Annotated in this window: 11 protein-coding genes; all 11 read left to right on the top strand. The window is 65.3% G+C overall.

The genetic code is table 11. From position 1 onward, the window contains the following. The first annotated feature begins 7 nt into the window (after positions 1–7). On the top strand, positions 8–991 hold the full coding sequence (locus QX128_RS16005) for an alpha/beta hydrolase (protein WP_316237912.1): 984 nt from the start codon (positions 8–10) through the stop codon (positions 989–991). Next, complete coding sequence (locus QX128_RS16000; RefSeq protein ID WP_316237911.1) at positions 988–2,721, top strand: cyclic peptide export ABC transporter; 1,734 nt, start codon at positions 988–990, stop codon at positions 2,719–2,721. Before QX128_RS16005 ends, QX128_RS16000 begins: the two co-directional genes overlap by 4 nt. A gap of 133 nt (positions 2,722–2,854) precedes the next feature. Continuing rightward, positions 2,855–3,916 (top strand): GNAT family N-acetyltransferase, encoded by a 1,062-nt coding sequence (locus QX128_RS15995; RefSeq protein ID WP_410053154.1) that lies wholly within the window; start codon positions 2,855–2,857, stop codon positions 3,914–3,916. Positions 3,917–3,934: 18 nt separating this feature from the next. Then, entirely contained in the window at positions 3,935–5,266 is a 1,332-nt protein-coding gene (locus QX128_RS15990; protein ID WP_316237909.1) for a lysine N(6)-hydroxylase/L-ornithine N(5)-oxygenase family protein, read from the top strand. Positions 5,267–5,448: 182 nt separating this feature from the next. After that, the gene (locus QX128_RS15985) at positions 5,449–5,802 is read left to right on the top strand and encodes a hypothetical protein (RefSeq protein ID WP_315803163.1); all 354 of its coding nucleotides are present in this window, start codon (positions 5,449–5,451) and stop codon (positions 5,800–5,802) included. A 317-nt stretch (positions 5,803–6,119) separates the two neighbouring features. Next, complete coding sequence (locus tag QX128_RS15980) at positions 6,120–7,370, top strand: ABC transporter substrate-binding protein (protein ID WP_315802947.1); 1,251 nt, start codon at positions 6,120–6,122, stop codon at positions 7,368–7,370. 119 nt (positions 7,371–7,489) lie between these two features. After that, positions 7,490–8,314 carry an AraC family transcriptional regulator gene (locus QX128_RS15975; RefSeq protein WP_316237908.1) on the top strand — a complete coding sequence of 275 codons (825 nt, stop codon included), beginning with the start codon at positions 7,490–7,492 and terminating at the stop codon, positions 8,312–8,314. Between the two features lie 199 nt (positions 8,315–8,513). Beyond that, positions 8,514–9,524: a branched-chain amino acid ABC transporter permease gene (locus QX128_RS15970; protein ID WP_316237907.1), complete on the top strand. Its 1,011-nt coding sequence runs from the start codon at positions 8,514–8,516 to the stop codon at positions 9,522–9,524. 1 nt (position 9,525) lies between these two features. Continuing rightward, the gene (locus QX128_RS15965) at positions 9,526–10,614 is read left to right on the top strand and encodes a branched-chain amino acid ABC transporter permease (RefSeq protein WP_409997935.1); all 1,089 of its coding nucleotides are present in this window, start codon (positions 9,526–9,528) and stop codon (positions 10,612–10,614) included. Further along, positions 10,607–11,389, top strand: coding sequence for an ABC transporter ATP-binding protein (locus QX128_RS15960; RefSeq protein ID WP_315717437.1), 783 nt, complete (start codon positions 10,607–10,609; stop codon positions 11,387–11,389). Before QX128_RS15965 ends, QX128_RS15960 begins: the two co-directional genes overlap by 8 nt. Next, a complete protein-coding gene (locus QX128_RS15955) occupies positions 11,382–13,601 on the top strand; it encodes an ABC transporter permease (RefSeq protein WP_316237906.1) in 2,220 nt (739 codons plus the stop codon). The genes QX128_RS15960 and QX128_RS15955 overlap by 8 nt, the downstream gene beginning before the upstream one ends. Positions 13,602–13,603: the final 2 nt, after the last annotated feature.

The following is a 13,603-nucleotide window of genomic DNA, read 5'->3' as shown; positions in this document are numbered from 1 at the left end:
GGTGATCATGGGCCTTCATCCTGATATCGCGGCGTTGCTCGAGATGATCCAGCTCGGAACGGAAGCCGGCGCGCGCATCCCGTTTCCGCAACTCACGCCGGCGCAGGCGCGCGCCGATTTCGACGCGTCGTCGCCGCTGCTGGATGTCGATCCGCCGCCGCTGGCGTTCGAGAGGCGGCTTGCGCTGCCGATGCGCGACGGGACGGAGATTGCCGCGCGGCTCTATGCAGGGCGGCCGTTGGATGTCGCCGATCCGATGCCCGTGCTGCTCTACATGCATGGCGGCGGCTTCGTCGTCGGCAGCCTCGACTCGCATCAGCCGCTGTGCCGCGGCCTCGCGAGTGACAGCGGCGCGGCGGTGCTGTCGATTGGCTACCGGCTGGCCCCCGAGCATCGGTTTCCGACGGCGTTCGAGGATTGCGTCGATGCGCTCGCCTGGATCGGGCGTGAGGGGCCAGCACTTGGTCTCGACCCGCGGCGGGTCGCGATCGGCGGCGACAGTGCGGGCGGCACGCTGGCCGCGGCGCTGGCAATCGCCGCGCGCGACGACCGGGCCTTGCCGCAGCCTGTCCTTCAGGTCCTCGCTTATCCCGGGCTCAGCCCGCGGCAGATATCTGACTCCTACGAGAAATACGGCTCAGGCTATCTGCTGGAGCGCGCGACCGTGGACTGGTTCTTCGATCATTATCTGCCCGAAGGCACCGATCGCCACGACTGGCGATTTGCGCCGCTGGCCGCGTCCGACCTCACGCGCGTCGCGCCCGCGCTGATCGTGCTGCCCGAGTTCGATCCGCTGGTCGACGAGGGGCGGGCCTATGCCGCTCGCTTGCGCGAGGCCGGCGTCGCCGTGGATCTGAAGGTCTATCCCGGCATGGTCCACGAGTTCCTGCGCATGGGCAACGTCGTTCCGGACGCCTTGCAGGCCCGCGCCGGGATCGGCGCCAAGCTCGCCACCGTCTTCGCCACGCGAATGGGAGCCGCCGACCGATGATGACGTCATCCAATCCAGGCGCTGCCAACGTCGGAAGCCTGCTGCGGCCGTATTGGCTGCTGCTGGCGGCAGCCATCCTGCTTGGCCTGCTCGGCGGCGCCAGCGTTGCGGGTCTGCTCGCCGTGGTGAACCGCGGCCTCTACGCAGGCGCAGGCGACGTCGGCAGCCTGATGGCCTCGTTCGCGGGTCTCTGCATCCTGATCGTGATCGGGTCGGTTGGCTCTGACATCAGCGCCAATATTGTCGGGCAGCGGATCGTAGCCTCGTTGCGCAAGTCGCTGGCCGCCAAGATCCTGATGGCGCCGATCGACCAGCTCGAATCCTATCGGTCGCACCGCCTCATCCCGGTCCTGACCAAGGACGTCGATGCCATCAGCGATTTCGCCTTCTTCTTTCCCGCCTTCCTGGTGTCCGGCGTCATCGTCGCCGGCTGCCTGATCTACCTCGCGGTGCTGTCGTGGCCGTTGTTCCTGGTCACGGCAGCCTTGATCGCGCTCGGGTCGTTCGTCCATTACCTCGCCCGTAAGCGCGGAATGACGGGCTTCAATCTCGCGCGCCAATACGAAGACGATCTGCAGAAGCACTACCGCGCGATCTCCGACGGTGCCAAGGAACTCCGTCTTCATCGCCAGCGCCGGCGCCATGTCCATGTCGATCTGATCGGACGGACGGTCGACCGGATCGGTGACGTGCAGATCAAGGCGATCAATCTGCTGGTGACGGCGCGTGCGCTCGGGACGGTTCTGCTGTTTCTGGTGATCGGGACCGCGCTGGTGCTGCGTCCACTGCTGTGGCCCGACAGCCCGGCCTCGGTGTCCAGCGGCTTCGTGCTGGTGCTGCTGTTCATGCGCGGACCGATCGACCAGTTGATCGGCATGCTGCCGTCGCTCGGCCGCGCCCAGGTTGCGATGCGCCGGATCGCCGAGTTGTCGGAGCGTTTCACCGCCGCAGAGGCTGAACTGCTCGATGATCCCCAGGATCGGACCGCTGAGCAGATCGAATCCATCGAGCTGCGCGGCGTCTCCTATGCATTCCCTGCGTCGTCATCCGAACGCCCTTTTGTCATCGGACCGATCGACCTTCGCATTCGCCGCGGCGAGATCGTCTTCATCGTCGGTGAGAACGGCAGCGGCAAGACGACGCTGATCAAGCTGCTGCTTGGACTCTATGTGCCGGACCGCGGCGTGCTGCTGCGCGACGGCAATCCCGTCGTCAGCGAGACCCGCGATGACTATCGGCAGCTCTTCACCACGATATTCTCGGACTATTTCCTGTTCGACACCCTGGCGCAGCAGAGCAACCAGCCGCCTGACCTCGCACATCGCTATCTCGACCGACTCGAGCTCGCTCACAAGGTCTCGATCGATGGCGGCGCGTTCTCCACCACCGACCTGTCGACGGGCCAGCGCAAGCGGCTCGCCTTGATCAATGCCTGGATCGAGGGACGGCCGGTGCTGGTGTTCGACGAATGGGCGGCCGATCAGGATCCAGCGTTCCGCCAAATCTTCTACACCGAGCTGCTCGCCGACCTCAAACGTCTCGGCAAGACGATCATTGTGATCTCGCACGACGATCGCTACTTCCACTGCGCCGATCGGATCGTGCGTCTGCGCGACGGTCGGATTGACGCCAGCGACGCCGCGGAACGCCGCGAGCCGGCACAAAGGCAGCGCACGCTTACGACTGTTCTGCATGAACCCGCTGCATCGCTTGGAGCATCGAAGCCGTGAGCCGCATCTTTGTAGTTAATCTAAAAACAGCGCTACGGACTTTGTTGTCTTCGTCGTGCCGGCCGATCTACATCCTGAGCGGGAGTGGACAGAGATGACGCCCGTGCAGATCAATGAGAGGGAGGGAGTTCGCATGAGCGCGACCGCGAGCGTTACGGGCAGTATCCGGACATTCCCTGTCGCAACCGACGCGACAATGTCGGTCGTTCGCGACGATGACGGGCTTCGGGTGATCGCGGACGGCGCGCCACTGCTGGCGCTTCGGCCGGATGGCGAACTGACGCGTCTGATCGTGCACGACGGGGTCGATGATTGGCGCCGGCTGTCGCGCGGAGCCGCGGCAATGGCCGAAGCGGTCTTTGCCTGGACGCCGTCGCTGCAGAGGCTCGACCTTGCACTCGACGACAACCCGGCAGCAGCATCGGCCCTTGCGAACGATGGCCTCGCGGTGGTGACCGACGGCAGGCTGGCGCTGTATCCGGACATGGTGATGCAGTTTCGCGAGAACTGGCTGACGGACGCCGCGCGCCCGGCGTTTCCACAGTCCTACGCGATGACCGACGGCAGGCGCCATCCGCGGCGGCCGCCCAAGCCGGTCGGCACCGTCTACGCCCGTTTCATTCCCTGGCTGTCCGACGTCGTCAGCTTTCGCGTCATCGACATCGCTCACGATCTCCCGTTGGTCCACCGCTGGCTCAACGATCCGCGGGTGGACTCGTTCTGGAACGAAGCGGGGGACATCGACAAGCACCGGCAATATCTGTCACGGATCATGTCGGACCCGCACATGGTGCCGCTGATCGGCTGCTTCGGAGATCAGCCGTTCGGCTATTTCGAGCTCTACTGGGCGAAGGAAAATCGTATCGCACCGTTCTACGACGCGGCGGACTATGATCGTGGATGGCACGTGATCGTCGGCGAGGACGGCTTCCGGGGCCGCCGCTTCATCACGGCCTGGCTTCCCTCACTCATGCACTACATGTTCCTCGACGACTGCCGTACCGAGCGCATCGTCGGCGAGCCGGCGGCGGCACATTCCCAGCAGCTCCGCAACCTGGATCTGGCGGGGTTTGCCCGGATCAAGAATTTCGATTTCCCCCACAAGCGGGCAACCCTGGTCATGTTGCTGCGAGAACGCTTCTTCGGCGATCGGCTGTGGCAGCCGGCGGCCAAGGAAGCACCCACAGAAGCCTAGCGCGGACGGAGCATCACCATGTCGTATCATCCTGCCCCTGACTATGATGTCGTCGGCGTCGGCTTCGGGCCATCGAACCTTGCGCTGGCGATCGCACTCGGCGATTGCGTCAGACAGCGGCGCTTGAAATGCCGGTCCCTGTTCCTGGAAAAGCAGCAGGACTTCAAATGGCACGGCGGAATGCTGCTGCCCGGCAGCAACATGCAGATCTCCTTCCTCAAGGACCTGGTATCGCTGCGCGATCCGACCAGTCCGTTCACCTTCGTCAACTACTTGCACAAATCCGGCCGGCTGCTCGACTTCACGAATTGCAAGACGTTCTATCCGAGCCGGATCGAGTTCAACGACTACCTCCGATGGGTCGCAGGCCAGTTCAGCACCACGGTTGCCTACGGAGAAACGGTCGAGTCTGTCGATCCCGTGCATAGCGGTCAATCCGTCACCGCGCTTCGTGTGCTCACGCGCATGGCTGACGGAAAAGAGCGATCACGCGTCACGCGTCACCTCGTGGCGGCCGTCGGCGGCGTGCCGCACATCCCTTCCATATTTCAACCGATCGCGAGGGATCCGCGGGTCGTGCACACCAGCGGCTATCTGAGTTCCTCGCTTGCGGCAGGATCGGATGGCCGGTCGCCGCGGGTGGCGGTCATCGGCGGCGGGCAAAGTGCGGCTGAGGTCACGCTCGATCTGAGCGAGCGGCTTCCGGACGCCCAGATTGATCTGGTCTTCCGTGGGCACGCGCTCAAGCCGGCGGACAGCAGCCCGTTCGTGAACGAGATCTTCAATCCGGACTACACCGATTATTTTCATTCGCGGTCCGATCGGCAGCGCGAGACGATCGTCCGCAGCTTCCGCAATACCAATTATGCGGTGGTCGACCCCGATCTGCTCGATCAGCTGTACCGGATGACGTACCAGCAGCGGGTTGCCGGCGCTCGGAAACTGGCTCTCCATCCGCGCAGCGAGATCGTCGCAGCCTATGCCTCCCCTGAGGGGATGGTGCTCGAGATCGTCAACAAGGACGAAGAGGTTCGCCGCCGGGCCGCGTACGATGCTGTCGTGCTCGCCACCGGCTACGAGCGATCTCCGATCCCGGCGTGTCTTGGTCCGATCAGCCGCTACATCGAATCGGCGTCGCTCGACCGCGACTATCGTCTGCAGACGAGCCCGGCGTTTCGTCCGCGGGTCTACGTGCAGGGCTGCGCCGAAACCTCGCACGGCCTCAGCGACACACTCTTGTCGGTGCTGCCGATGCGGGCACAGGAGATCACACAGTCGCTGGTGTCGGCAACAGCGAGAGAACAGGACGCAGCGCCGTCTCACGACCAGGCTGAGCGCGTGTATTCGTGATGGACGGCCGAATGCAAGCCGCGAGGAGCGCGCCGCGCGCGGCGTCATGAAATGAGACGAAACGATCGGGCCGTCCCTGGCGTGTCGCGGTCGAATTGTCATCGGGGGGCGCCGTGCCTGCAATTGCTGGATTGCCGACATCTCGGGTCGGCCGGCGGGCGCGGTGGAGTGCAGGAATGGAAATGGGTGAGCCGCATCTGCCTGAGCGGGCCGTAACCTTGCTGGTGTCGAGTGAATACGCGCGGCTCGTCGGGCGGACCATGTCGGAACGGCTCGACTACATCGTCGACATCGCCTCGCTGCATACGCGCGACGAGTTGGTGCGGCGGCTGGACCTCGGCCGCGTGGTCGTGCGGCAGGTCGAGAAATGGCTCGCGTTCCATGGGCGCCGTTTGCGGCGTCCGAATGAAAGCATCGATATCGTCATGTGCGGATTGGAGTTTCGGAAGCGGCGTGTCCGGCGCTCCCGGGTGGCGGTACGAACGCGACGATTGAACGGCAGGACGCTCCCCAGGGAGCCAGGCCGAGGCGGCTGAACGGCTCGGGCTCTGCCTGAGCGGCGAGCCCACCGGAGGCTCCCATCGAGGCACTGACGGGACCGCGATGCACACGGAATGCACCGCGGGCCCTATCGCGTCGCATCATGGAAAATGAGACTCGTCGTCAAGGTCGAGGCCGGGCGGGTTGCGCGGGGGCTCGGCTCATCCGCTAGCCTCCGCGGTCGATGGGGGCTCACCGTCGCTCGTCAGAGATGACGCGAGGCGACGGGAAGGTCCACTGCCAACATGGCCAAGAAAACAGTGGCCGGCACACGCTCGTGTGCCCCAGCAATGGGCGACAAGGGAGGAGTTCGATGCACATGCGAAGTGTAGGTATCGCCGTGTTCACGGCGCTTTTGCTGTCCAGCACAGCGTTCGCGCAGGAGAAGATCAAGGTCGGCGTCACCGCGACGCTGGAGGGCACCTATACCGTGCTCGGCGAGGACGGAATGCGCGGACATGTCACCGCGCTGAACGTGTTGGGTAAGAAGGTCGGCGACAAGGAGCTGGAATTCGTCGTCGCGTCGACCGACGCCACGCCGGACTCGGCCGTCCGTGCCGTGCGCAAGCTGATCGAGCAGGACAAGGTGCAGATCCTGCTGTCGCCGCTGTCGGGCGACGAGGGCATCGCCGTCAAGAACTTCGCCAAGACGCACCCCGAGCTGACCTTCGTCAACGCCGCGTCCGGTGCGCAGGAGACCACCTATGTCGATCCTGCGCCGAACTTCTTCCGCTTCAACATGGATGGCGCTCAATGGCAGGTCGGCCTCGGCAAATACGCCTATGAGACCAAGGGCTACCGCAAGATCGCGACCGTCGGCGAGGACTATTCCTTCATCTACACCCAGGTGTTCGGCCTGGCGCTGGAGTTCTGCGGCCTGGGCGGCAAGATCACCAGCCGGCAATGGGTCCCGCTCGGCACCAAGGATTTCGCGTCGGTGATCGCGGCGCTGCCCGATGATGTCGATGCGATCTATCTCGGCCTCGGCGGCGCCGATGCCGTCAACTTCCTCAACCAGTATCAACAGGCCGGCGGCAAGGCGCACCTGATGGGCGGCTCGATCATGATCGACCAGACCATCCTGTCGTCCAAGGGAAATGCCAAAAACGCCCTGATCGGTACGATTGCTGCATCGGGTCAGGCCGATACCTGGGAGGATCCGCGCTGGCAGAAGTTCGTGAAGGCCTATCAGGACTCGTTCCCGCCGGAGAAGCGCTTCCCGAGTCCGTCGCTGCTGGCGACCAACTATTATGGCTCGACCATGGCGTTGATCCTGGCGCTGCGCGAGGTCAATGGCGATCTGTCGAACAACCAGGCCAAGCTCAAGGCGGCGCTGGCGAAGATCGAGATCGATGCCCCCAACGGCAAGATCAAGCTCGACGCCAACCGCCAGGCCATCGGCACCAACTTCGTCACCGAGGTGGTCGACGACGGCAAGGGCGCGCTGTTCAGCAAGGTCGTGAAGGTGATCCCCGACGTCAACCAGACGCTGGGATACGACGCCGCGACCTTCGCCAAGATCGGCCTGCCGAGCCGCACCGTGCCTGAATGTAAGAAGTACTGACCTTTCGACAGGGAGCGGCGCGGCTCGAGCGGGCTCGGGCCGCGTCGTCGCGTCCCTTGCTTTCTGACATGCAATGATCGACGCTGACGAATAATAAAAGCCATTTCGGTGAGGAAGTGATGAGTAGGGCGCTCGCCGTCTTTCATGCTCGCTTCGGCCGTGCGACGGTTTATCAGCTCAATCGGCCATTCAATGTGCATGCCCATCGCGAGGGACATCTGATCTTTCACGTTGGTGGGACGCCGGCCGACATCGACGTCTGCGACCAGCACTATCAGATCGGCGAGGACTGGATCGTCGCGGTCAATCCGTGGGAACCGCACAATTTCCTGCCGAACGACATCGACAACGGCGCCATCTTTTTTGTGCTCTACGTCAATGCGGAGTGGTTCACGCCCTCGGCTGCGCGCGAGCAGGGCCTGCGGTTTGGCCGTACCTGCTTCCGGCGGACTGCCGCGCTCGATCGCTGTATTCGCCGCACCGCAGCGTTGGTATGTGGCGCGCCATCGCTCGGCTGTCTCGACGGCGAGCTGAGGCAGCTCATCGACAGTTGCTACGAGGAAAGCTGGCGCATCTCGGAGCAGATGCCCGAACGGCCATGCGCGGAAGTGACGGACTTTCGTGTTCGCAAGTGCATCAAGCTGATGTCGGACAGTCCGTGCGCCGAGATCGAGCTCGATCACATCGCCCGCGAATCGGGACTGTCACGGCCTCATTTCTATCGGCTGTTCCGCAGCCAGACCGGTGTGACGCCCAATCTCTATCTGAATACGCTGCTGATGGAGCGAGCGCTCGATGCCGTCGTGGCAACGGAAGCGCCGATCGCCGATATCGGCTTCGATCTCGGATTCACCTCGCAAAGCGGCTTCACGCGGTTCTTCGCCGGCAATGTCGGCATGGCGCCGACCGACTATCGCCGCGCTGCAAAAGTGCTGCGCGCCTGACCTGCTGCTGCGCGTTGCGCGAAAAGAGACTGTCGATCAAGTGCGCACTCTCGTCTGCCGCTACACTCTGGGCAACGTGATCCGCAAAAGGATCCGACGAGGGAGGACGAGCGATGGCCGGCAGACCCGGCGATCTTCGGCTGAATGCGCCTTTCCGCTGTGACGACGGATCCGTCCCTCGTATCCTGAGGGAGGGGTGATGAGCCGCTTCATCGAGCGTCACCCGATCTGGTCCCTCATCATTCTCCTCGCCTTGGCGCTGCTGGCGTGGCTGATCTTCGCCGTGTGGCCGCCGGGGCTCGAGGAGGCGATCGGCCGCAAGAAGGTGTTCCTGAGTGCCGTGTTCAACGGCATCACGCTGGGCGGACTGTATTTCCTGGTCGCGAGCGGCTTCACGTTGATCTTCGGCCTGATGCGCAACGTCAATCTGGCGCACGGCTCACTCTATCTGCTCGGCGGCTATGTGGGCTACGGCGTGTCCGCCGCGACCGGGTCATGGATCCTTGCCTTCGCCGCCGCCTTCATCGCCGTGGCGGCCATCGGTGTTCTCCTGCAACTGCTCGTCTTCCGCCGCATGGAGGGGCAGGACCTGCGCCAGACCATGGTGACGATCGGCCTCTCGATTGTGTTCGCCGATCTGATGCTGTGGGCGTTCGGCGGCGACTTCTATCAGATCCAGACGCCGGCCTGGCTGATCGGGCCGGTGCAGCTGCCGCTGATGACGGCGATGAAATCGTCGGGCGAGGCGGTGTTCCTGCAATATCCGCTGGTGCGGCTGGTGATCTTCTGCGGCTCGGTCGTGATCGGCATTGCGATGTGGCTCGCGCTCAACCGCACCCGCGTCGGCATGATCGTGCGGGCCGGCGTGGATGATCGCGAGATTCTGGCGGCGACCGGCGTGCAGATCCAGCTCGTCTTCGTGCTGGTGTTCGCACTGGGCGCGGGGCTGGCCGGCATTGCCGGCGTGGTCGGCGGAACCTTCCAGTCCATCTCACCCGGCGAGGACACGCGCTTTCTGCTGGCCTCGCTGGTCGTCGTCATCGTCGGCGGCATGGGATCGATCCCGGGAGCCGCGCTCGGCGCGCTGATCATTGGGCTCGCCGAGCAGCTCGGCTCGGTCTACATCCCAACCTATGCGATCGTCGTGACCTTCCTGATCATGGTGCTGGTGCTCGCGCTGCGGCCCCAGGGCCTGCTGGCGAGGCGATGAGATGTCGCTGATCCAGGAGGCACGCGCGCGGGAGAGCATGCTGGCAGGCGGCGCCGCACGGCAGCCGGTCGCATGGTCGGCCACCGAGCAGCCCTGGGCCTGGGCGGTCGCCGCGCTGCTGCTGATCATGCCGCTGATCGCCAACGGCTTCTTCCTGATCGAGATCTTCGGCACGACCCTGATCCTCGGCACCATCGCGCTGAGCCTGATGTTCCTCGCCGGTTATGGCGGCATGGTCAGTCTGATGCAGCTGACGATCGCGGGCTTTGCCGGCTACATGGTTGCCGTGTTCGGCGTCAGCGGCAACGCCAATATCAGCCTCGGCTGGCCGTGGTGGTTGGCGACGCCGGTGGCGCTGGTGCTCGCGGTGCTGTTCGGCACGCTGGGTGGTGCGCTGGCGGTGCGCACCGAGGGCATCTACACCATCATGATCACGCTCGCGATCGGCGCGGCGTTCTATTATTTCACCAACCAGAACTGGGCGATCTTCAACGGCCACACCGGCATCAACACGATCGCCACGCCGCATGTTCTCGGCGTCGATTGGCGCACGGATATCGCGTTCTATTACCTGACGCTTGCGGTGGCCGCGCTTTGCTATTTCGCTGTGCTCTATCTATCGCGCGCGCCGTTCGGCCTGGCGCTGCAGGGCGTGCGCGACAATCCCAGGCGCATGGCCGCGCTCGGCTTCAACGTCAATGCGCATCGCATCGCCGCCTATGCGTTCGCGGCCCTGATCGCCGGCATGGGGGGCGTGCTGCAGGTCTGGAACTATCGGCAGATCTCGCCCGGATCGGTCGCGGTCGAGCGCTGCATCGACATTCTCATCGTCGCCGTCGTCGGCGGAATCACCCGGCCGGTCGGGCCGTATATCGGCGCGTTCATCTTCGTCATCCTGCGCACCTTCGCGCTCGACTTCCTGGTCAAGGTCGGGCTCGACGGCAACCGGTTCCGGCTGCTGATCGGGCTCGGCTTCCTCGCCATCGTGTTCTGGTCCTCCGACGGCGTCATCGGCCTCTATGAGCGGTGGCGCAAACGCGGCCAGCGCACGGAGGAGCGGCCCCGTCCGGGAGGTCACGGCCATGGATAGGGTCGCGGACCGGCTCTCAGCGCTCGGCTCGACCGCAGCCCTCGAATTGCGCGGCGTGACGCGGATGTTCGGTGCGCTCGCCGCGCTGACCGACATCACGATCACGGTGCGGCCTGGCGAGCGGCGCGCGGTGCTCGGCTCGAACGGCGCCGGCAAGACCACCTTGTTCAACTGCGTGACCGGCGACTTCCTGCCGACGTCAGGCACGATCCGCTTCTTCGGCGAGGACATCACCGCCTTTCCGCCCTACGAGCGGATCCGCCGCGGGCTGCGCCGCACCTACCAGATCTCGGCACTGTTCCTCGGTCTGTCGGTTCGCGACAATGTCTATCTGGCATGCCGTGGCGTCTCGCGCGCGCGCTTCTCGATGCTGCGTCCCAGCGCCAATGACGCCCTGATGCAGGCGGCCGAGCGCCTGATCGAGGCCGTGCATCTGACGTCCGTGCGCGATCAACTGGTTTCGGAGCTCGCCCATGGCCAGCAGCGGCAGCTCGAGATCGCGCTGGCGCTGGCCGGTGCGCCCCGATTCATCCTGTTCGACGAGCCGGCGGCGGGTCTGTCGCCGACCGAACGGCGCGAGCTGGTCGAGATTCTGACGTCGCTGCCGCCGCACATCGGTTACATCATCATCGAGCACGACATGGACGTGGCGCTGCGCGTCGTCGAGAGCGTGACGATGATGCACAACGGCCGCATCTTCAAGGAGGGCGCACCGCAGGAGATCGAATCCGATCCGGAGGTGCAGGAGCTCTATCTCGGAGGAGGCCATGAATGATATCCGCCGCTCCGCGCCTGCGCTCGAGGTCCGCGGCCTCGACGTCTACTACGGCCATTCGCATGCGCTGCAGGGCGTCGACCTCCGGCTCGACAGCGGAGTGTTCTCGCTGGTCGGCCGCAACGGCATGGGCAAGACGACGCTGTGCAAGGCCATCATGGGCCTGCTGCGGCCGTCCGGAGGGACGGTGCGGCTGCGGGGAGAGGATATCACGGGCCTCAATCCCGCGCGCATCGCGCGGCTCGGCGTAGGCTACGTGCCGCAGGGGCGGCGTCTGTGGCGCTCGCTCAGCGTCGACGAGCATCTGCGGCTCGCGGCCGGCCAGCGCCGCGGCGCCTGGACTGTCGAGCGCGTCTACGAGACGTTTCCGCGGCTCGCCGAGCGCCGCAACAATGGCGGCGGGCAGTTGTCCGGCGGCGAGCAGCAGATGCTGGCGATTTCGCGCGCGCTGCTGACCAATCCGCAGCTGCTGATCATGGATGAGCCGACGGAGGGCTTGGCGCCGGTGATCGTCGCCCAGGTCGAGGAGATGCTGATCCGGCTCGGCCAGGACGGCGACATGGCGGTGCTCGTGATCGAGCAGAACATCGGCGTTGCAACCGCAATCTCGGCCCGCGTCGCGATCATGGTCAATGGCCGCATCAACCGCATCATCGACTCGGCCCGGCTCGCCGCCGACCGCGAGCTGCAGCAGCGCCTGCTCGGCGTCGGCCAGCATGCCGGCGACGAGACGGATCTCGGCACGGGGCAGGACGGCGACGCGCCCGCCGCACGTGCGGCGGCGCCAACGACGCCGAAAGCTGCGCCCGTCAAGGTTTACGTCTCCAATCCCGTGCTGCCGACGCGCTGGTCGCAGCCGGTGCCGATCGCGCAGATCGAGGCCAAGGCGCGCACGCTCTCCACCAGCGTCAGCCGGCTTGACGAGGCCGCGCGCCAGGGCCGTGAGCGCGCCGTGCCGATCGCGTCAGGTCCGCCCGCGGTGATCGTCGCCGGCACGCTCGACACCAAGGGTGACGAACTGCGCTTCATTCGCGATCTCGTCGCGAGCCACGGGCTGCGCACCCGGCTGGTCGACGTCTCCACCAGCGGACGCCATACGAGCTGCGACGTCTCGGCCCAGGAGGTCGCGCTCAATCATCCGCGCGGCGGCTCCGCCGTGTTCGGCACCGATCGCGGTGCATCCGTCACCGCGATGGCCGACGCGTTCGCGCGCTGGCTGCGTCGGCAGGACAATGTCGCAGGTATCATCTCGGCGGGCGGCTCCGGTGGAACGTCGCTGGTCGCACCTGGCATGCGCGAGCTCCCCGTCGGCGTGCCCAAGCTGATCATCTCCTCGGTCGCCTCGGGAGACGTCGGCGCCTATGTCGGGCCGGCCGACATCGCGATGATGTACTCGGTCACCGACGTCCAAGGACTCAATTCGATTTCGCTGATGGTGCTGAGCAATGGCGCGCATGCGCTTGCCGGCATGGTGATGGCGCGCGAGCAACGGTCCGCTGTCGCTGATCGCACCCGACCGCAACGTCCCGCGATCGGCATCACCATGTTCGGCGTGACCACGCCGGCGGTGCAGAAGCTCACCGCCGAGCTGCGCGACGACTACGAGTGCCTCGTCTTCCACGCCACCGGCGTCGGCGGCCGCTCGATGGAGAAGCTGGTCGATTCCGGCATGCTCGCCGGCGTCATCGATCTCACCACGACCGAGGTCTGCGACCTGCTGATGGGCGGCGTGTTTCCGGCAACCGAGGATCGCTTCGGCGCGATCATCCGCACCCGCGTCCCCTATGTCGGCTCGGTCGGCGCGCTCGACATGGTCAATTTCGGTGCGCCCGAGACCATTCCGGAGCGCTATCGCGACCGCAAGTTTCATGTCCACAACCCGCAGGTCACGCTGATGCGGACGACGGCGGCGGAGAACGCGCAGATGGGGCGCTGGATCGGCGAGCGGCTCAACCGCATGGACGGGCCGGTCCGGTTCTTCCTGCCCGAGAAGGGCGTGTCGGCCCTCGATGCACAGGGACAGCCGTTCTTCGATCGCGAGGCGGACGAGGCGCTGTTTCGCAGCCTCGAACAGACGGTGCGGCAGACCTCGAACCGGCGCCTGATCCGCGTGCCGCATCACATCAACGACAATGAGTTCGCAGCAGCGATCGTCGGTGCCGTCAGGCCGATGCTCGGGCGGCTGCCGGCGCGGCGCAGACAGGCGAGGTGATG

This window comes from Bradyrhizobium sp. SZCCHNR1015, assembly GCF_032489875.1.
Lineage (GTDB): Bacteria > Pseudomonadota > Alphaproteobacteria > Rhizobiales > Xanthobacteraceae > Bradyrhizobium.
This window is presented reverse-complemented; position numbering and strand designations above follow the sequence as displayed.